Source organism: Nocardia sp. NPDC003482 (genome assembly GCF_053588115.1).
Window position 1 is genome coordinate 593,903 of record NZ_JBSFPI010000001.1, and the last position, 20,190, is coordinate 614,092.

14 protein-coding genes are annotated in these 20,190 nt (G+C 70.2%); 6 read left to right on the forward strand and 8 right to left on the reverse strand.

Annotation, left to right across the window (positions count from 1 at the left end; all coding sequences use genetic code 11):
- Nucleotides 1–7: 7 nt before the first annotated feature.
- Nucleotides 8–3,250 (forward strand): type 2 lanthipeptide synthetase LanM family protein, encoded by a 3,243-nt coding sequence (locus tag ACWDSJ_RS02775; RefSeq protein WP_450028939.1) that lies wholly within the window; start codon nt 8–10, stop codon nt 3,248–3,250.
- Nucleotides 3,168–4,370: a JmjC domain-containing protein gene (locus ACWDSJ_RS02780; RefSeq protein ID WP_450028940.1), complete on the forward strand. Its 1,203-nt coding sequence runs from the start codon at nt 3,168–3,170 to the stop codon at nt 4,368–4,370. The genes ACWDSJ_RS02775 and ACWDSJ_RS02780 overlap by 83 nt, the downstream gene beginning before the upstream one ends.
- A gap of 6 nt (nt 4,371–4,376) precedes the next feature.
- Here the strand turns inward: ACWDSJ_RS02780 and ACWDSJ_RS02785 are convergent, their stop codons facing one another.
- From ACWDSJ_RS02785 to ACWDSJ_RS02795, 3 genes are read right to left on the reverse strand one after another with little or no spacing between them, the layout of a single operon-like run.
- The gene (locus ACWDSJ_RS02785; RefSeq protein ID WP_450029022.1) at nt 4,377–5,495 is read right to left on the reverse strand and encodes a lanthionine synthetase LanC family protein; all 1,119 of its coding nucleotides are present in this window, start codon (nt 5,493–5,495) and stop codon (nt 4,377–4,379) included.
- The gene (locus ACWDSJ_RS02790; RefSeq protein WP_450028941.1) at nt 5,402–6,013 is read right to left on the reverse strand and encodes a hypothetical protein; all 612 of its coding nucleotides are present in this window, start codon (nt 6,011–6,013) and stop codon (nt 5,402–5,404) included. Before ACWDSJ_RS02790 ends, ACWDSJ_RS02785 begins: the two co-directional genes overlap by 94 nt.
- Before the next feature lie 56 nt (nt 6,014–6,069).
- Nucleotides 6,070–6,915 carry a methyltransferase domain-containing protein gene (locus ACWDSJ_RS02795; RefSeq protein WP_450028942.1) on the reverse strand — a complete coding sequence of 282 codons (846 nt, stop codon included), beginning with the start codon at nt 6,913–6,915 and terminating at the stop codon, nt 6,070–6,072.
- 156 nt (nt 6,916–7,071) lie between these two features.
- Here ACWDSJ_RS02795 and ACWDSJ_RS02800 point away from each other — a divergent pair, with 156 nt between their 5' ends.
- Nucleotides 7,072–7,671, forward strand: coding sequence for a Uma2 family endonuclease (locus ACWDSJ_RS02800; RefSeq protein WP_450028943.1), 600 nt, complete (start codon nt 7,072–7,074; stop codon nt 7,669–7,671).
- Nucleotides 7,672–7,789: 118 nt separating this feature from the next.
- On the opposite strand, the gene ACWDSJ_RS02805 is transcribed toward ACWDSJ_RS02800, so the two are convergent.
- The 5 genes from ACWDSJ_RS02805 to ACWDSJ_RS02825 are packed head-to-tail and all read right to left on the reverse strand — an operon-like array spanning nt 7,790 to nt 16,594.
- Nucleotides 7,790–9,106, reverse strand: a complete 1,317-nt coding sequence (locus ACWDSJ_RS02805; RefSeq protein ID WP_450028944.1) for a phytoene desaturase family protein — start codon at nt 9,104–9,106, stop codon at nt 7,790–7,792.
- Entirely contained in the window at nt 9,090–11,447 is a 2,358-nt protein-coding gene (locus ACWDSJ_RS02810; RefSeq protein ID WP_450028945.1) for an MMPL family transporter, read from the reverse strand. Before ACWDSJ_RS02810 ends, ACWDSJ_RS02805 begins: the two co-directional genes overlap by 17 nt.
- A complete protein-coding gene (locus tag ACWDSJ_RS02815; protein WP_387357752.1) occupies nt 11,444–11,719 on the reverse strand; it encodes an acyl carrier protein in 276 nt (91 codons plus the stop codon). The genes ACWDSJ_RS02810 and ACWDSJ_RS02815 overlap by 4 nt, the downstream gene beginning before the upstream one ends.
- Nucleotides 11,720–11,765: 46 nt before the next feature.
- Nucleotides 11,766–14,237 carry an aminotransferase class III-fold pyridoxal phosphate-dependent enzyme gene (locus tag ACWDSJ_RS02820; RefSeq protein WP_450028946.1) on the reverse strand — a complete coding sequence of 824 codons (2,472 nt, stop codon included), beginning with the start codon at nt 14,235–14,237 and terminating at the stop codon, nt 11,766–11,768.
- The gene (locus ACWDSJ_RS02825; RefSeq protein ID WP_450028947.1) at nt 14,234–16,594 is read right to left on the reverse strand and encodes a hypothetical protein; all 2,361 of its coding nucleotides are present in this window, start codon (nt 16,592–16,594) and stop codon (nt 14,234–14,236) included. The genes ACWDSJ_RS02820 and ACWDSJ_RS02825 overlap by 4 nt, the downstream gene beginning before the upstream one ends.
- Nucleotides 16,595–17,229: 635 nt before the next feature.
- Between ACWDSJ_RS02825 and ACWDSJ_RS02830 the strand changes: the two genes are divergently transcribed.
- Genes ACWDSJ_RS02830 through ACWDSJ_RS02840 form a run of 3 tightly spaced genes read left to right on the forward strand, consistent with a single transcriptional unit; the run spans nt 17,230 to nt 20,161 of the window.
- Nucleotides 17,230–17,502, forward strand: coding sequence for an acyl carrier protein (locus ACWDSJ_RS02830; RefSeq protein WP_387357758.1), 273 nt, complete (start codon nt 17,230–17,232; stop codon nt 17,500–17,502).
- A complete protein-coding gene (locus tag ACWDSJ_RS02835; RefSeq protein ID WP_387357760.1) occupies nt 17,499–18,503 on the forward strand; it encodes an acyl-CoA desaturase in 1,005 nt (334 codons plus the stop codon). The genes ACWDSJ_RS02830 and ACWDSJ_RS02835 overlap by 4 nt, the downstream gene beginning before the upstream one ends.
- A complete protein-coding gene (locus tag ACWDSJ_RS02840) occupies nt 18,500–20,161 on the forward strand; it encodes an AMP-binding protein (protein ID WP_450028948.1) in 1,662 nt (553 codons plus the stop codon). The genes ACWDSJ_RS02835 and ACWDSJ_RS02840 overlap by 4 nt, the downstream gene beginning before the upstream one ends.
- The last annotated feature ends 29 nt before the right edge of the window (nt 20,162–20,190 follow it).

Genomic DNA, 20,190 nt, shown 5'->3' on the forward strand with positions numbered 1-20,190 from the left:
CTCGATAATGGCTGCGGATGAGCGGGGGCATCCGCGGCACGTCGCGATGTGGTGGAACGCCCTGACACTCGACGAACGCCGCATTGCTCCGGACGCCCCGGGACGCGGATTCGACAATGCCGACCGGGCCGCCACGGCGCGACGCCGCCTGGAACAGTGGCGCGCCCAAGCCCCTTTTCGCGACGACGAATATTTCGCTCGCCGACTGGAATTCGACGATCTCGACGAGCCGACCTTCGTCGCGCTGCTCGGCGAATCCGCCGACGCGCTCCGAACCCGGATGCCGCGCCCGCCGCCCTGGCTGTCCGATCTGTACCGCGCGTACGAGATTCCGCACGCCCGGCCGATCCCGGTCGTCGGTCCCCTCATCGGCCGGGCACAGACCGTATTGACCGACACCGCCGCCGAACTCGCGAGCCGCCGCCCGGACGCGGACATCCACTGGGACACCGTGATCGAGCGGCTGCTCGACGCCCTGACCGCCCGGCTCGACGACCGCATCAATCGCGCGGTGATCCTCGACCTGCGCGTCGCCACCCTCCGGGGAACGCTGCCGGAGCGGGATTCGGCCGCGCGGTTCCGCGGCTATGTGGACCGCTTGCGCGCCCCCGCCGAGGCGCTGCGGTTCCTGGCGCGATATCCGGTCCTCGCCCGAGCGCTGACCGAATGCGTCGAGGACTGGACCGGGGCGACCGTCGAACTGCTGCGACGCGTGTGCGCCGACTGGGACGCCCTGACCGCCACGTTCGGGCCGGGACCGCTGACGGGCGTCGAGACGGGACTGGGCGATGCGCACCGCCGCGGCCGCGAGGTCTGCGCCCTGCGTTTCGGAGACGAGCGCCGCGTACTCTACAAACCCCGGCCGCTCGGCATCGACCGTCACTTCGGTGCGCTGTTGAGCTGGCTGCACGCCAAAGGCGCGCCCGCGCTACGGGTTCCGCGAACCCTGGACCGTGGCGCGTACGGCTGGGCCGAGTTCATCGCGCACGCCCCCTGCCGCGACGAGGCGGCGGCCCACCGGTTCTACCAACGCCAGGGCGCCCTGCTCGCGGCCCTGTACCTGATGAACGCCAACGACTTCCACTACGCGAATCTCATTGCGGCGGGCGAGTTCCCGGTCCCGATCGACCTCGAAACGCTCGCCACTCCCGACTTCGGTCAGGCGTGCGCGCACTCCTACGACTCCGACGCGGAATTCGAGCTGGCGACCTCGGTGATCGGCACGATGCTGCTGCCCTTCCGCGCCGACGACAACGCCGTCGACCGCAGCGGTCTCGGATCCCGCGAAGGACAGTTGTCGGCCGACCCCCTGCCGCGGTGGGAGCGGCTCGGCACCGACCGGGCCCATCTGTCGTTCCGGCGGCGCACACTGTCCGGCGCGCGAAATCTCCCGGAGCTCAACGGATCCGCGCTGCACGCAGGCGATTTCGTCGCGGACATCGAGGCGGGTTTCACCTCCGTGTACCGAATCATCGGGGCGCATCGCGACCGGCTCGCGGCCCCCGGCGGTCCGCTGGCCGCGCTGCGCGGCGACGAGATCCGCGTGGTCTTCCGGGCCACCGGCTTCTACGACAAGATCATCCACCAGAGCTTCCACCCCGACCACCTGCGCGACGCCCTCGACCGCGAACGCCTGATCGATCGCCTCTGGTTCGGCCTCGACCGCACCCGATACCCCCACATCGCGCTGCGCCTGCTGCCCAGCGAACGCGACGACCTGCGGCGCGGCGAGATCCCGTACTTCCACACCCGCGTCGACGCCCGCGATGTGTGGACCAGCGAAGGCGAGCGCGTCGAGGGCCTGTTCGTCCGCTCGGGCTGGGAGATGATCCATTGTCGCCTGGCCGGTTTCGGCGACACCGACCTGCGCAGACAACTCTGGTACATCCGCGCCTCGATGAGCACGCTGGACCTCAATCGCCAGACCACCTTCCGGCGATACCCGCGGCCGTCCGCGACATCCCCGGCCGACCGGGACTGCCTGCTCGCTCAGGCGGCGGCGGTCGCGGACCGCGTCGTGCGGCTCGCCCGTCGGCGCGACGGCCGCGCCTCGTGGCTCGGACTGTGCTACGCGGAAGGCCGTGGCTGGCAACCGCGTTCGCTCGGTGTGGACCTCTACGGCGGCCTGCCCGGCGTCATCCTGTTCCTGTCCTACGCCGAGGCCCGCCTCGGCCGCGCGGAGTTCGGGATCGTGGCCCGGGAAGCCTGGGCGACCCTGCGCGCGATGCTGGCCCGGCGGCCCGGCCCGGACGGTATCGGGGCCTTCGACGGCTGGGGCGGACTGCTCCATCTGTGGATCCACCTCGCCCACCTGTGGAACGACCCGGCCGTACTCGCCGAGACCGAGGCCATGGTCCGTCGCATCGAGGCACGGGCGGACGCCGACGAACATCTGGACGTGGTGCGGGGAACCGCTGGAGCGATCGTCCCGCTGCTGCTCCTGCACCGGACCACGGGCGATCCGGGCCCGCTCGATCTCGCCCGCCGACTCGGTGACCGGCTCGTCGCCCGCGCCCAACCGTCCGCGGGCGGCGCGGGCTGGGTAAGTGCCTCGTCTCCCGTCCGTCCCCTGACCGGTTTCTCGCACGGCGCATCGGGCTTCGCGTGGACCCTGACCGAACTGTTCGCCCATACCGGTGTGGACGCCTACGCCCGCACCGCGCTGGACGCGGCCGCCTTCGAACGCGCCCACCGATCGGACGGGAACTGGGCCGACCTGCGGCGCCCCCGGCGCGCGCCCATGACCGCCTGGTGTCACGGGGCATGCGGGATCGGGCTGAGCCGCCTGCGCATGCGCGCCCATCTCGACGACGAGCGCCTCACCGAGGACCTCGACATCGCCGTGCGGACGACGTACGACAACGGCTTCGGCGCGAATCACTCGCTCTGCCACGGCGACTCGGGCGCGCTCGATCTGCTCCTGGAGGTCAGCCGGTCCCTGCCGGAAGCCGACCGGAAAACCGCACTGGCCGAACGGGTTTCGTACAGTCTCGCCGCAATGACCGAGCACGGCTGGCGTTGCGGCGTGCCCCTGGACGTGGAGACCCCCGGCCTGTTGGACGGCCTCGCCGGAATCGGGTACGAGCTACTGCGCCTCGCCGAACCGGACCGGGTTCCCTCGGTACTGCTCCTGGACGGACCGCCACCTGCGGAAGGAACTGGCCACCATGACGCATCGAGAGCATCCCGGCTTGGAGACATTGATCGCTCCGGTCACGAAACACGAGTTCCTCGAGGACTATTGGGGTAAGGCGACCCTGGTCCGCCAGCGCGGCGACCGGAACCATCTCGGCGGCCTGTTCTCCCTCGCGGACTTCGACGCCTGCCTGATGACGGCGGCCAACCGCACGTCGAAGATCCTCCAGATCATTCCCGCCGCGGGCAGCGGGCGCGCGCCGACGCTCACCGCGGTGTCGGCCATCGGCAAGGACCGGCTCTACGACGCCTTCCTCTCCGGGGACACCCTCCGGCTGATCGGCGTCGAAAAGCTCTGGCCGCCACTGGGTTCGCTGGCGGCCGGATTGCAGGAGGCGCTCGACGTGGGGATCGGGTTCAATCTGTTCCTCACCCCGCCCGGCGCGCAGGCGTTCCCGACGCACGCCGACACGCTGGACTCGTTCATCGTGCAGCTCGCGGGATCCAAACGCTGGTTCATCTGGGATCCGATCTACGAGCGGCCCCTCGGCTCGCAGCGGTCCCATCAACACGTCCAGGGGCTCGACTGGACGGAGGAGGAGCTGACGCTGCGGGAGAACCCGCTGCTCGAGGCGGGCGACGTCGTCTATCTGCCGCGCGGCTACTTCCATAGAGCCGTTGCGGCGGAGGAGGTTTCGCTGCACCTGACGATCTCGCTGCATCCGGTGGGCTGGGTGGACTTCTTCACCCGCGCGCTGGAGTTGGCGGCGCTCGAGGATGTCGATCTGCGTCAGGATCTGCCCCCGGGGTTCGTGGGCGACCCGCGGGTGCGCGAACGTATGGCGCCGGTCTTCGCGGAGCTGCTGGAGCGGCTCGGGAAGACGCTGTCGTTCGAGGCGACGCTGCGGTCGCTGGTGGAGGAGCAGGTGGGCGCGCGGACCTTCCCCGCGGACGGGCACTTCGCCGTGCTGGCCGGGCTGGGGGAGATCGGGCCGGATTCGGTGGTCGAGCGGCGGGCGGGGCTGGTCTGTCTGGTGGAGAACTCGGGGGATGCCGCCGTCATCACATTCGGGCCGAAGCGGGTGCGGGGGCCGAGGGAGATCCTGTCCACGCTGGAGTTCATCCGGGACCATCGCGCGTTCCGCATCGATGAGCTACCCGACACGATGAGTGTGCGCAGTCGAATCGTGTTGGTGCGGAGGCTGATTCGGGACGGTCTGCTGCGGCCTCGTTGAGCGGCGTTATGTCAGGGCGACCACGCAGGGGACGCGGTCGGGTGCGTGCAGGCGGGTCAGGGTGTAGCCGATTCCGGCGAGGCCGGGGAAGAGGCGGGGGTCGCCGGTGATTCGCAGCGCATACCGCGCGTTCCGGCGGGCGCGGGTCAGCATCCGGTCGGTGAGGTCGGCGGCCTGGTCGAGATGGCGCGGTTCCCGAAGCGCGGTGGCGGCGTGGACGAGCACGTCGATCCGGCCGCAGGTGCCGCAGCAGAGGTCGTCGGTGTCGGAGAGGACCGGGGCGGCCGCGGCCTCGAGCAGCGGCGCGGCGAGCTCGGGCCGGTCGAGGTGGGCGAGAGCGATTCCGGCGGCTCCTTTGCACCAGGATCGGGGGAGGTCCTTGTACCGGGGTCGTGGGTCGCCGGTGTGTGCGCCCAGCCGCGTCAAGGCGGTGTCGATGCCCGCTCGGCCGTGGCAGAAGCCCACTGCCGCAGGGGTTTCGGCGATCCTCCAGCTGTCGGCCGCGTCGAGTCGCCGCCCGTAGTGCCGGGCGAGGTCGAGGGGCCGTTCTCCGCCGGGGAGGGGGTCGGGGTGTCGCGCGTCGAGGGCGAGCAGTGCCAGGACGGCACCGGCGGCGCCGATCATCACATCGTGTTCCTCGGGTGTGTCGGTGCGGCCGGGCAGCAGCAGGGCGGCCGCGAGCCGGGCGTCGTCGGCCAGGGTGTCCGCGCCCAGCAGATCACCGATCCGGACGAGGGCGTAGACGAGGGACCCGATGCCGGTGAGGCCGCCGACCGGCTGTCGTAGGGGCCGGGAGTGGTCGGCGTGGAGGTCCGCGCGCAGGGGTGCGATGGCTCGAAGCGCCGTGTCTCGAAAGGTGTTGTCGCCGAGGACGTTCCACGCGGCCGCGAAGAACAGCGCGATTCCGGTGGTTCCGGCGTAGAGGTGGGGGCCGAGGAGGGCGGGCCGGTCCCAGTACAGGTTCCCGTCGCGGGCGGTGCGGGCGCTCGCGTGCAGCGCGGCGGCGATCTCCCGGGTGGCCTGCGGCGAGGTCAGCGGAGGCTGCTCAGGCCGTGGACGCGCAGCTCGACGAGCTGGTCGGCGGGGACGTTCGCGTAGCCGAGGTCGCGCAGGTGGCGGATGAATTTCGGGGTGACGCCGTGCGCGCGCAGTTCGACGAGTTGGGGGAGGGGGATCCGTTCGTATCCGAGGTCGCGGAGCTGACGCACGAAGGCCGGGGTGACCGCGTGCAGGCGCAACTCGACCAGGTCGGCGACGGTGGCGTCGTCGTAGCCGAGATCGTCGAACGCGCCGACGAAGTCGCGGCCGATGTCGTGGATCGCCAAGGTGAACAGGTCTTCCGGCGTCGCGGGTTCCGCCGCCGCCGTGAAGGCGAACTCGCCGCGTCCGCGGCCCTGACCGACCTGTCCGTCGAAGGCGAGCACCCCGGCGTCGCGGAGGATCCGGAATCGGGCGGGCGCGTCCGGGGCGAGCAGCTGATCGAGGGACAGACCCGCCAACGCGGCCAACGGGATATCGGTTTCGCCGAGGAAACGGCGGCCCGCCGGGAGTGCGCGGCGCAGGATCAGATGGACCAGCGCGTCCGCCGTCACGGACTCGATCGTCCATGTGCCCGTGATCGGGACGGCTGAACGTTCATCCATGCCCTACAAGGCTACGCTCGCGGCTCGGCGCGCGGAGTCGAACAAGCCATTGTGGCTCACGGTTTTCTACCGCTCACCACATACACGACCGCCCCGCCCGCGCAATGGTATTCGCCGCGCGCGATCGCGTCCCGCGCGCGGTCCGCGTCGGCGCGCAGGGCGGCGATCTGCGCGTCGAGCATCGCCTCGGACCCGCCCCCGGCCAGCAGATACCGTCGCAGCTGATCGCGATTCCACGGCCCCGTCTCCTCGTCCTCCCACGCGCGGACCGATTCCAGGGTCGCCCGCTGCTCGGCACTCGCGTACGGCGGAAGGACCGGAAACGCCGTGTCCCGCAGCCACACCCGCACATCGGTCAGCCCCGCCCGCGCGAACATGCCTGGCAACGCCTCCCCGATGGAGATGTCCCCGAGACCCAGCGCGGCCCGTCCCCGCTGATACCGCAGCCAGAACTCGAACCGCCGCACCAGCGTCTCGGTATCCTGTTCCGCCGCAACCGAATCGAACGCCGTCAGATTGAACAGATTGCTCGGCTCCACACACACCACCAGCCCACCCGGCTTGGTCACCCGAATCATCTCCGCCAACCCCCGCCCCGGCTCGGCCAGATGCATCAACAACGTCTGACACGTCACCACATCGAACGAATCCCCGGCGACATCGAGCCCCAACACATCCCCCGTCCGGAACTCCACCCGCCCCGCCGCCACCGCCCCCGGAAAAACCTCCCGAAACATCTCCCGAGCCCGCCCCACCCATTCCCCCTCCCGATCGATCCCCACCAACCGCCCCCCACCCCCCAAATGCGGAAACAACACCCGCCCCCAATGCCCCACCCCACACCCCACATCCGCCACCACCCCCACATCCCCCAACCCCCACCGCCGAGCCAACAACCCCACAAAGTCCTCGTTCCACCAGAACTCCCGCTGCTCCCGAAACCACGACGACGAGCAAGAATCCGATGTCCCCACGCCGCCAACATACGCGCTCGGGGCGGCCGTTCGGCCCGTATCGGCCGCGGGAACCGAATCGACGGGCCTGCGAAAATGTCGAGCATGACCGGTCGCGACGAACACCCCACGCTGCGATTGACCGCCCGAGAGTACCTCGGTCGGATGACCGACGATCTCGGCGACCTGGAGATAGTGAACGGCCGGCTGATCCCTCCGACCGCGCAGAGCCCCACGCACAGTCGAGTGGTCCGTCGGCTCGCTGGAACGCTGGAGGCCGCGCGACGGGAGAACGGGCCCCGCCTGATCGTGGACTCGGACATCGCGGTGCGTTTCGCCGACGCGGAAGCGGCCGCGGAAGATCGGCGCCTGAACATCCGGCACCCCGACATCCTCATCCGGGACTGCGACCCCTACGACGTGAACACCGTGCGCGACCACATCCTGCTGGTCGCGGAGGTCACCTCCGAATCCACCATCGACGCGGACATCACCGACAAACGAATCCAGTACGCGACCGCGGGCATTCCGCGCTATCTGATCGTCCGACTGGACCAGAAGGAAGAACGCATCGAGGAGATCGAAGAGTACCGACTCGACTGGTCGGGCCGCCGGTACCGAGCCCACACCGTCCACCGCCGCGTCCTGCTGCTCGACGATCCGGTCGAGGCGACAATCCCGTTCGACGTCTTGGAACAGCCCTAGGTCCAGGTGTTGTCCGGCGCGGGTCGAGCTGCGCATGCGGTGACGATCCGCTATGCTGCTACTCGACCCACTCGGGTCGTTCTCCCGAAACCAAAGTAGATGTAACTCGCGGTTACACTTACTTTCGCGCCGCCACCGGTAGCTCGCGCAGGATCGTGTCCACCACTGCCCGGGCGGTTTTCGCCACCGACTCCATGCCGCCGTCGCCGAAATTCTTCACGCCGTCGCCGACGTTCCACAGGTTCGGGATCGGGGTGGCCGGGGGGAGGTCGGTGCCGGGGGCGGCGTGTTGGCCCGGCCAGTCGTCGCGGTTGACGTTCACCGAAAGTATTCGGGCCGAATCGAATCCGGGTATCGCGGCGGTGAGGTCCTCGAGCAGGAGGCTGGTTTCGTGTTCGGCGTCGAAACCGGACCCGGTCGTCGCGGGCAGTCCCCAGCCGAGGTAGAGGTGCCAGCCGGGTGGGGCCATCTCCGGGCAGGTCGCGGTGAAGTTGATCAGCTCCAGCAGGCGGTTGTGTCGGGTCGGGCCGAATGTCATCGCCCCGAAGCGGCCCAGCGATTTCGGCATCGCGAAGTTGACCGCCAGCAGCGGCGCGGGGCGCGCGTTCTTCACTCCGCGCAGGTACTCCTCCGGAAAGTGTTGCGCGCCAACCAGTTCCACCGTTCCACGCGGCCCGGCGTCACTGATCGCGGCGCGGCACTCGATGCTCACCTCGGTGCCCTCGGCGGCGAGCACCGCACCGGTGACCCGGCCGTCCTCGATCCGCAGCGAGGTCACCTCGGTGGCGGTGCGCAGCCGGCCCCCGAATTCGGTGAACCGGTCCGCCAGCGCCCGCGACACCCCGACGCTGCCCTCGGGATGGAAACCGAAGCGCCGCAAGCCCGTATTGCGCGCGAAGAACGTGAACACCGCCGCCGCGGGCAGCTCGTCGGCCTCGGTGCAGAAGAACGACGCCAGCGGATTGCGCAACATGGCGTAGATCGCGCGGTTTTTCGTGAACCGGTGCAGCCACTGCTGGAACGTCACCTCCTCCGGCCGCACCCCGCGCTTGGCCGCCAGGCGCGGCAAGCGGTCCAGGCTCACCCGGCAGATCCACCGGAACACCGGATTGGCCCACCCGCCGAGCACCGGAGTCAGATCGACCTTCATCCGGCCCAGCCGCAACACCACCATCGGCCGCGGCACCCGCACCCCGTACGGCACGCCGACCGTCTCGCACACCCGCTCGAGCGCGCCGCCGAATTCGAACGCCGCCGCGCCGGTGTTGACCAGGAACCCGTCGATGTTCTCGGTCGAGGCCCGGCCGCCGAGACGATCGAGCCGCTCGGTCAACAGGACTCGATACCCCTGCTGCGCCAGCAGCGTGGCCGCGCACACGCCGCCGATGCCCGCGCCGACCACGAGCACGTCGTAGTGTTCATCGTTCGCTTGCATGACTGCCTCCCGGGGACGTCGGCCACCAGTTCCAGCGTCCCATCAGTTTCATCGCCGCGGGCACGATCACGATGCGCACCAGCGTCGCGTCCAACGCCACCGCGACCGCCAGGCCGATGCCCATCTGCTGCATGAGCATGTTCCCGGCGAGTCCGAACGCGCCGAACACCACGATCATCAGGACCGCGGCGCCGGTGATCAGCGGCGCGGTGCGGGCCATGCCGCGCGCGACCGCCAACCGGTTGTCCCCGCTCGCGCGGTACTCCTCGCGCACGCGGCTCAACAGGAACACCTCGTAGTCGGTGCTCAACCCCACGATCATCGCCAGGATCAGCGACGGCACGAACGACACCAGGAATCCGGAGTGGTCGAAAAGCCCACCGCTCCAACCGTATTGGAAGAACATCACCAGCACGCCGAAGCTCGCACCCACCGAGAGCACGTTCATCGCGATGGCCTTCAACGGCAGGAACACCGACCGGAACGACACCAGCAACACCACGTACACCGCGATCAGCATCAGCCCGATCACCAGCGGCATGCTGTCGGAGATCACCCGGTTCACGTCCTGGGAGCGTTGCGCGATCCCGCCCACCTCGGCGGTCAGCGGCGCGGGCAGCTCGTGCGCGCGGTCGGTGACCCGGTTCAGCAGCCGTTCGGTCGCCGGGTCGGCGGGCTGGGTGGACGGCACGACCTCCACCACGAACCGATGCGCGTCCGGGGTCACGAAATACCGCACGCCCTGTTGCGCGTCGGCGGGCAGCCGGTCGTAGGCAGCCGGGTCCAGGGCGCCGAACGGATTCGCGGGGGAGACCTGCCGCGCGGCGGTGAGCGCCGAATTCACCACCTGCACATCGGGTAACGTGCCCAGATCGGCCACGAACCGGGTCAGCGCGTCGGCCGCCGCCGGATCGGTGACCGGCCCGGGACTCTGCACCACCACCTGGATCGGCAGCGCCGCGCTGGGCCCGAACTGGTCGGCGATGTGCTCGGAGCCGATCCGCACCGGCGAGGACTCCGGCAGCATCCGCAGATCCGGCAGCGACAACGTCATGGAGAACGCCGGAATCGCCAGCAGGATCAGCACCGCGCCGCCCGCGGCCAGGAACGCCAGCGGGCGGCGCATGACCGCCAATGCCGCACGGTACCAACGATGTTCGGTGAGTTCCTCGTCGCTCGCGGTCTCTGCGCCGCCGCCGAGGCGGGCGGGCAGCCGGACCGCGCCCTTGTTGATCCGATGCCCGAGCAGATGCAGCAGCACCGGGGTGAGCAGGCTCGACACCAGCACCGCGATCGCCACCACGAGGGCCGCGCCCGCGGCCAGCGACACGATCGCGTTGAGCGGCACCACGAACAGCGCGGCCGCCGCGGCGATGATCGTCACGCCCGAGGCGACGACGGTGTGCCCGGCGGTGGACAGCGTGCCCGCGACCGCCGCGGGCACGTCCCGCCCGGCGGCCAGCTCCTCCTTGAACCGTTTGATCATGATCAGCGAATAGTCCACGCCCACACCGAGACCGAACATGAGCACGACGTTCTGCACGAACACCGACAGCTCGACGTGCCGCGCCACCACCCCCAGAATGCCCAGGGCGAACACCACATTGGTCAGCGTCGTCGCCATCGCCGCCACCACCGCGACCACGCTGCGGAACAACAGCAACAGCACCAGCGCCACCAGCGGCAGCGCGATCGCCTCGGCGCGCACCAGGCTCAGGATCGCGTCCTCGTTCACCGCGCCCTGGAAGATCTGCACGTTCACCAGCGCCACATCGAGCCCCTGCGGGTCGAAGCGGGCGTGCAGATCCTTCTCGATCCCGGGCAGCTCCTTGGTCGCCGCGTCGTCGTCGAGGCCCGACCCGATGGAGGTCACCGCCGTCGCCCGGTCCTTGCCGAGGAAGGTGCCGCGCGCGAGCGGGGACAGGGTGCTGTAGCCGAAGCCGCTCTCCGCGCGCAACCGCGGATCCGCGCGCACCTGGTCGAACACCTCGCGGGTGCGCTGATCGAAGGCCGGATTCGAGGCGGTGTTGTCGCGGTCGTGGACCACGAGCACGGCGGTGGTGGCGCCGCGCCCGTGCAGTCCCTCCGACAGCAGCTCCCGCACCGCGACCGTGCCGGATCCGGCGACGTCCCAGCCGCCGGAGCGCAGCGTGCCGGTGAGCGAGACCGCGCTCAGCGCGCCGAGGACGAGCAGCAGCACCCACACCCCGACCAGTCGCCACCGATTGCGTTCGGCGAAGCCCGAAACCGCTGCCGCCCAGCCCGTTCCCGCGGCCGCGGGCGCGGCGCCCGGATCCTCGGGCCGGTGCTCGGCGGGCGCGGTGTCGGACCGGCCCGTCATCGGTCGGTTCCGGGGGCGATCACGTCGCGGGCGGCGAGTTCGCTCACCATGTCGACGGTGTCGCCGATGGTGCGCACGCCGGCCAGTTGCTCGCGCTCGACGGTCCGGCCCAGTTCCGCCTCGAGCAGTTCGATGAGATCGACGAAATCGATGGAATCCATACCGAGATCGTCTCGCAGATCGATCTTTTCGTCGTCCAGTTCGTCCGCCGACATACTCAGCGTGTCGCTGAGCATTCGGATGACCCGCTGGCGAATGAGGTTGCGATCCAAGAGTTCCTCCTCGATGGTCGGGCGTGTCGGGTTCGTCCGAACCCGGCTAGGGGGTTCCGCGGCCGAGCCGGTGTTGCAGGGCGCCGCACACCTCCCCGGCGGCGGTGACGAAGCGGTCGATATCGGCCTCGTCCACCACCAGCGGTGGCTGGATGCGCATGACCTGATTGGTGTTGGCGGTGATGAAGGTCAGGATGCGATGGTCGGAACCGAGCGCGGACACGAACCGCATGCACAGCAGATCGGTCAGCGCCCCCTCGACGGCCGCGCCCGCCTGCCGCAGGCTGTCGCGCACCGCGTCGGGCAGGGTGTCGGCGAGGTCGAACAGCCCGCCCGGCAGCCGGGTCAGCGCCTCCGACACCGCCGCCCCGGTCGCGCCCGCGAAGTAGCCGGGATCGAAGGCGATCGCGTTCATCAGGCCCACCCCGCGCGTCTCGGCGATGAAGTCGAACGGCGCGCACACCCGTTCCAGTCCGGCCCGCAGCCGCTTGCCGAGCCGGTCGGCGCGCGCCGAGAGTTCCTCGCCCACAATCACATCCAGGGTGGCCAGCGCGACGGCGGCGGCGAAGTTGCCGCCGCCGAAGGTGGAGGTGTGGGCGATGGCGCGGGTGGGGGAGGCGTAGGCGGCGTCCCAGACCTCCGCGGAGCTGAGCGTCGCCCCGATCGGCACCAGCCCGCCGGACAGGGATTTGGCCAGGCACAGGATGTCGGGCTCGACGAGCTGGGATTCGCAGGCGAACAGCGTGCCGGTGCGGCCCAGCCCGGTCTGGATCTCGTCCACGATCAACAGCGCCCCCGCCTCGCGACAGATCCGCGCGGCGGCGGCCAGGTAGCCCGGCGGCGCGACGATGACACCGCCCTCGCCCTGCACGGGTTCGACGATGAACGCCGCCGCGCCCGTGATCGCCGCCCGCAGCGCCGCCTCGTCGCCGAACGGCACCCGCTCGCAGTCGGGCAGCAGCGGCCCAAACCGGGCCCGATGCGACTCCCGGCCCGTGACCGACAGCGCGCCCAGGGTCTTGCCGTGAAAACTGTTGTCCGCGTACACGATTCGCGTGCGCCCGGTGGCGGCGCGGGCCAGTTTGAGCGCGGCCTCCACCGCCTCGGTGCCGGAGTTGCTGAGGAAGACCCGTTCCATCGCGCCCGGCGCGAGGTGACAGAGCCGTTCGGCGAGTTCGCCGGTGCGGGCGGGCACCGAGGTGTACTGCACGAAGGTGGGCTGCCCGCCGGTGAGGAAGCCGCGCGCCGCGCGGGTGACCGCGGGATGGTTGTGGCCCACGTTGAGGCAGCCGTAGCCCGCCACGAAGTCGAGGTACTCGGTGCCGTCCGCGGTGGCCAGCACCGCGCCGTGGCCCGCGGTGAACACCCGATCGATGCCGTGCACCGAATACATCGCGCCCACTTGCGGATTCATGTGCCGGGCGAAGCGCTGCCGGGCCAGCGCGCCGTCGCCGCCGACGGTGCGGGCCCGCCCGCGCACGGCCGCGAACTCGGCGAGCCGCCCCGACGGCAACGGCCTGCCGAGCGCCGCCGGGGCGGCGACCCGGAAGCCGTGCCGCGCGGCGAGCGCGCCGATCTCCGCGACCCGCGCGATATCGAGTTCCCTTCCGAGGGAATAGGATTCGGCCCGGCCCTCCAGCGCGAGCACGATGGTCTCGGCGAGGCAGCCGTTGAGCTGTTCGCTCAGCCCGAAGCCCGCGCCCAGCGCGGTGCCCGCCGCCATGAGACCGCCGTCGAGCAGCAGCACGTCCGCGCGCGGCCGCTCCGCGCGGACCACGTCGCGGGGCAGCGCCACATCGATGACGACCGTGCCGGGCCGCAGCGCCGACTCGGCGATGATGCCGCCGCTCGAGGACGCGGCCAGCACGATCGACGTGCGGGCCAGGCAGTCGGTGAGATCGTCGGTGATCGTGACCCGGGCCCGATCCCGTTCGGGGAAGTCGGCGAGCATCTGCTCCGGATTCACCCGTCCCTTGCGGCAGGCCAGCACCACCGAGGCCCCGTCGGCCAGCGCGAGGGCGGCCAGGGCGCTGGCGATCGCGCCGGGCGCGCCCACCACCCCGATCGCCGCGTCCTCGATCGCCTCGCCGGAGGCGTCGAGCACCTGGTGCAGCATGCGGTGCGCGGCGTGCACGGTGAGGGAGTTGCCGCTGGTGACGGGGATGTCGACCTGTTCGGCGATGCGCACGCCGCGATTGCCGATGATCGAGGTGGCCCCGCCCAATCCGACGAGTTCGGCCCCGTTGGCGCGCAGCGACCGCACCTGCTCGACCACGTAGGCGACCGAATCCGACACCCGGCCCAGCAGATCCGGCGCGGTGTAGGGGATGTAGCGCACCTCGCCCGAACAGGTCGCGCCCGTCGGGGACACGACCCGGCCGAAGGAGGGCACCGGCAGGAACGGGGCGGCCGGACCGCGCCCGGCGCGGCCGGCGATGGTCGCGGTCAGCAGGGTGGCCGCGCGGATCATGTGCTGCTGGTCGGCCGAGACCGGATGCACCAGAAAACCGAATTTCACGTTGGCCTCCCACCCGGCAGCACACCCGCCAGAGACAGTGCGCGCCCGGACAATTCGTCGCGTTGCCAGCTGAACGCCGACATCATGGACAGCCCGTCGCCCTCGTTGTTGTGCCCGAGCAGCACGCTGTACAGGTCGATGCTGTGCGGCCGGGTCAACCGGTCCGGGTCGAGGTCGTCGAAGGACAGCACCCGGCGGTGCCGCACGTTCAGCTCGCCGACCGTGCGGTCCCAGTCGTCGTCGAGGAAGCCGAGCACGCTGGTCTGGGTGCCGATCGCGGCGAGCCGATGGCTCTCGCGGTAGGTGCGGATCACCGAGTGGCCGCCGTTGACGAACCGGAAGATGCTCAGGTTGTGCGCGAACGGCGACCCGTCGACGGCGATCTGCTGCACGAGCGTCGGCACGATGTCGGGGGTGAGGGCCGCGGCGCCGTCGCCGATGAAGGCCAGCACATTGGTGTCGCGGCGGGTGATCACCCCGGGCAGCGCCTGCAAACCGTCGCCCATGAGCGCGCGCCCGAACCACCCCGAGTAGCCGACTCCGGTGCGGGGCAGATTGCAGGTGGCCGACAGGCCCGCGCGGCCCACGTCATAGACGCCGACGTAGTCGTAGTTCTCGTCCTCGATGAGCCGCACCAGCTCCGCGCGCAGGCGGCGGATGAAGTAGTTGATCGTCATCGGCCGGATCGGCAGCAGCCCGATCACATCCGAGCGGGAGTCGGTGGTGGACGCGATCGCCGCGCGGCGATGCGCGAGCACCCCCGGGTCGACGTCGACCCGATCGAGCAACGCGCGCAACGTCTTCTCGATGTGCCCGGTGACGACCGGTCCCGCGAAGGGGGCGCGGTCGCGCTCGTCGGACACCAGCTGGGCCGGGGCGAGCCGCCGCAGCGCGGGTTCGGAGAACGGGGTGTCGATCTCCGCGATCGGGGTGTCGACGAACAACAGCGCCTGGTCGGCGGCGGGCCGCACCCGGCCGTCGGCGTGCAGGTACTCGTAGACGCGCGACGAGTAGCCGTACAGGCTCATCGTGCCCAGGAACTCCGGCACCGGCGCGCCGCGATGGTAGGCCCCCACCGCGCCGGGCCGGGTCAGCGAATCCGCCAGCGCCATACCGGTTTTCGCGGCCAGCGCGTAGATCAGGTCGCGTCCGGTGTCGGTGAGTTCGGCGGGCTGGCACAGCAGCCGCTTCGGTGCGGAGCCGAGCAGGCCCACCAGATCCTCGAAGGCGCTCGGGCGCACCTCGATCGGATCGGCGCGGGGCGGGACGGACGCGACCTCGACCGGTTCGAGTTCGCCGGAGACCTGCAGCACGTCGCGGGAGGCGAGGATGAGCACCGGTCCGCGCCCCGCCCGGAAGTGGGCGAACGCCTCGGCCAGCCCACGCGGGATGTCGGCCGCGACCGCGATGTGCACCAGCGCGAAACCCCTGGCCCGCAACGCCGTTCGCGAATCCTCGTGCCGGTGGATGGTGCCCTGGAACGGATACCATTGTCCGGGACGGGAATCGGCGCAGACGATGAACCCCGGCGCCGCCGCGCGGTGCAGATTGGCGAGGGTGCCGCGGAACTCGTCGTGCATCCCGCTGGTGGTGACGATGAGGAACGGCGCGCGGTCCAGCGACCAGCGCGCCAGCGCCGAGCAGGCCAGGCTGTGCTCGCTCGGGCCGCGCACGACCGGATTGCCCTGTGCGCGTGCGTGTTCGGCGAGATCGTCGATGAACGAGGCGACCACCGAACCGGTGTAGTAGTGCAGGCCCCACGCGTCGCCCGCGCGCTGGTCGAGGAACTCCGCGAGCGCGGCGGCGACGGTGCTGCGGCCGAGGTCGGGCCGGAACCGGTCGGTGCGGTGCGCGTGCACGGAATCGGTGACGGCGCAGGCGATGTCGGCGGTGACGACCCAGTCCTGCGCGGGCCGCCAGCGCGGGGTGAACCGCTCCAGCGCGACGAACGGGTCGACGTGCGGATCGGTGTAGATCTGCACGGTCGTCGGGGAGGGCTCGAACACGATCGTCTCGGGCAGCGCGGCCGCCAGCTCGGCGAGCCGCCGCTCCGGCACGGCCGGATCGGTGACGCGGTAGCGGTGCTCGGCGTGATCGACGACCAGCAGCGTCAGCACGCCCGCGTCGACGCCCGCGGCGGCCAGCGCGTCGGGGATCCGCTCGAGCGTGGGCGCCTCGACCAGCAGGAACGTGTCGTCGGGGGTGGCCAGGGTGAGGAAGCGCCGAGCCCGCGCGAGCACCTGCCGGTACTCCTCGCGGTCGGGTTCGGGGGCCGGTCGGGGACCGAACCGCGCCGATCCGGTGAGGTCGGTCAATGCGCGCGCGGCGGCCGCGGCTACCTGATCGTGATCGCTCACGATGACGATCAATCTGCATTGGGGTCGATTCGACGCGGGCAATAGCGACCTCCCCGATATCTGGTGTGGTGCGATTACGCCACCCACCGGTACGAGTGAACCAGTCCGCTCGGTCCGCAGTCAACCGTACCCGGAGGAGCGATTTTTCGAGTGAAAACTGATCGTTTTCGAATTCGGCCACCCCGCGTCTGTCCAGCCCCATTGACTGGGGGCACGCCGACCGGAAACCGCAGGACGGCGACCGCGTGCAAACTCGGTAACCCACCCGTAGCAACGGTGTTGATCATTTCGCCGCCGCGGCCCTGCCGACCAGGCTCTCGCTGGTTCTATAACGGTTTAACCCATCGATTTCGACCGAGGAGTAAGAAACGCCGGAATGGGTGCCGCGGACCGGGCGGCAACGCATGGGGAACCATATATCAAGATCGCCGGACTACCGTAAACAGACCTCGCTGTCCAGCGTTGACACGTTCTTCGAGATGGCAGTACCGTGATCGAAGTCCGGCGTCCCATGGTCCGGGGGAGACTCGAATCCCGAGTCGGCCAATTCAATCCGTGTCCGGCAGACAACGCCGTCAGCAAATCCTCCGGCACATTCCGGCGCATTTAACTGTTGATCGAAAAGGGGCTGATCAGTGATTACTCTCGAAGAGGTCGAAACCAAGATCAAGCAGAAGCTCAAAGGGAATTTCCCGGCCGGTCTGGTGCTGACCGCGGAGACTCCTTTGCAGGACCTCGGCCTGTCCAGCCTGCAAACCGCCGAGATCGTCTTCGAAATCGAAGAGGACTACGAGATCGAATTCGATCCGGCCCGGGCGGCGGACGTCAAGACGCTGGGCGCGCTCGTCGATCTCGCCAATGAGATCTTGGCCGAGAAGTACCCCTCGGAAGAGGAGGTGCCTCGATGAACGGTCGCGAACACTACATCTATATTCTCGTCGCGTCCCTGTTACCGTTCGCGGGCGTGCTCGCGGCGATGGTGCTGCTGTGGAATTCCCTGGTCGGCCCGTCCGATATCGCGGTCTTCGTCATCATGAGCGTGATCGGCGGATTGGGCGTCTCCATCGGATATCACCGGCTGCTGTCGCACCGCTCGTTCAAGACCTACCGGCCGATCAAGATATTCTTCGCGACCGCCGGGGCCATGGCCGGGCAGGGTCCGCCGCTGATCTGGGTGGCCCACCACCGCCGCCACCACCGGGTGGCCGACAAGCCGGGTGATCCGCATTCGCCGTATTTCGACGATCAGGTCGGGATTCGCGGAGTTCTCAAGGGACTGTGGCATTCCCACTTGGGGTGGCTGTTCGACAAGGATCTGAGTTCGGATCCGGTGCGTTACTGCCCCGATCTGTGCCGCGATGCCGATATCCGTTTCCTGTCCATCCGATTCGTGCCGGTGGTGCTGGCCGGACTGCTGCTGCCGGGCGTGCTCGGATTCGCGTTCACCGGCGGCACCCTCGCCGGATTCCTCACCGGAATTCTGTGGGGCGGTCTGGTGCGGATGTTCATCGGCAATCACGTGACCTACGCGGTGAATTCGATCGGCCACTACTTCGGGCACCGCCGCTTCGACACCGCCGACGAATCGCGCAACGTGTTCTGGCTGTCGCTGCCGTCGTTCGGCGAGTCCTGGCACAACAACCACCACGCGTTCCCGCGCTCGGCGCGGCACGGATTCCGTTGGTGGGAAATCGATCTCAGCGCGATCACGATCTACACGCTGGAGAAGCTGCACCTGGCCTGGGACGTCGTGCGCATCGACCCGGAGAAGGTGCGGATGCGCGCCGACGGGCTCACCCGCGTGGGCAGCGGCCGCGCCGCCCCGCATCAGCCCTCGCGCCCGCTGGCCGAGCGGGGGCAGGCGAGCACGAAGGATCTGGCCCCGGTCGACGTAGCGGATGTCGAATGAGTCTGTGGCAGCGACTGATCGCCGACGCGCGATCCTACGATTCGTGCGCCCGGTTCTGGGTGGACGGCGGCTACACCTCGGTGCGCTGGGGTGACCTGGTCGCCGAGGCCCAGCGCACCGTCCCGGCGCTGCGGCGGCTCGGCGTCGGGCCGGGCACGCGCGTCGCGGTCGTGCTCGCCAACGGCCCGGGCGCGGCCCGGGCCCTGGCGGCGGGCTGGATGTGCGGGGCGGCGGTGGCCTCCCTCCCGGTCCGGGTGCCCGGCACCGACCCCGAGGGTTACGCCGAACACCTGCGCACCATCTGCGACCATCTGGAACCCGTTGCGCTGCTGGCGGATTCGGCAACCCTGGCAGGGTTGCCGCGGCCGCTGCACCCGACGGTCCCGGCGCACGCGTTCGAGGACCTGGCCGCCGACGGCGACGCGGTGGACCCGACCCCGCCCGGCGACGACGAGATGGCGTTCATCCAGTACTCCTCCGGCAGCACCGGAACGCCCAAGGGCTGCATGCTGACCCCGCGGGCGATCGCGGCGCAGCTGGACATGCTGGCGCGCCTGACCGCCGCCGAACCCGGCGAGACGGGCGCCACCTGGCTGCCGTGGTCGCACGACATGGGCCTGTTCGGCGGGCTGCTCAGCGGCTGGTGGAACGACGTCACCACGTATTACTCGACGCCGCAACGGTTTCTGATGTCACCGCGCACCTGGTTCGAGGACATCGCCCGCTACGGCGCGCACTACACCGCGGGCAGCCCGACCGCCCTCCAGGTCGCCGCGCGGGTCACCGCGCTGCGCGCCAGGACGCTGCCCGGATCGCTCGCGCAGCTCAAGGCGGCCATCATCGGCGCCGAACGGGTGCACTGGGAGGTGCTCGAGGCCGCGGTGGCCGACCTCGGCCGTTTCGGGCTGCGGCGGCAGGCGCTCATGCCCGCCTACGGCCTGGCCGAGGGCACCCTCGCCGTCACCGCCACCCCGATGAGCGACGAACCCCGGTTCGTCGCCATGGATTCGGTGGCCCTGGCCGCCGGTCGGCTGCGCCGGGTCGATCCCGGCGCCCCGGGCGCGACCAAGGTGGTGAGCGCGGGCACGGTCTGCGACGGCATGGAGCTCATCGAACCCCGCCCCGGCGGAGATCGCCTGGCGCCCATCAGGTTCCGTTCGACGTCGCTGGCCACCGGCTACTACGGCGACCCGGACCGGACGCGGCGGCAGTTCGTCGACGGCGTGTTCGACACCGGGGACCTCGGATTCGTCGTGGACGGGCACCTGTATCCGGTGGGCCGCAGCGACGACATGATCTCCGTCGCGGGCCGCAATGTGTACCTGCGCGAGGTGGAGAAGGCCATCGAGGAGGCGGACGAACTGCGGTTCGGCTGCTCCACCCTGGTCGACGCCCAGCTCCCGGGCCGCTCGCGGCTGACCCTGCTGCTCGAAACGGGCGGCGCGCGCATCGATCACGACGCGGTGGCCCGCCGCGCCGCGACCGCCGCCATGTCCGCCGCGGCGCTGACCCTCGACGAGTGCGTCTTCCTGCGCCGCAACGCGCTGCCGCGCACCCCCAGCGGCAAGATCCAGCGGCACCGCTGTCGGCAGCTGCTCGCCGAGGGCGGCTTCGCGGCGGTCGCGACCGTGCAACTCCAACAGTCGGAGGCCGTATGAATTCCCCTGCCGCCCAACGGAAACGACAT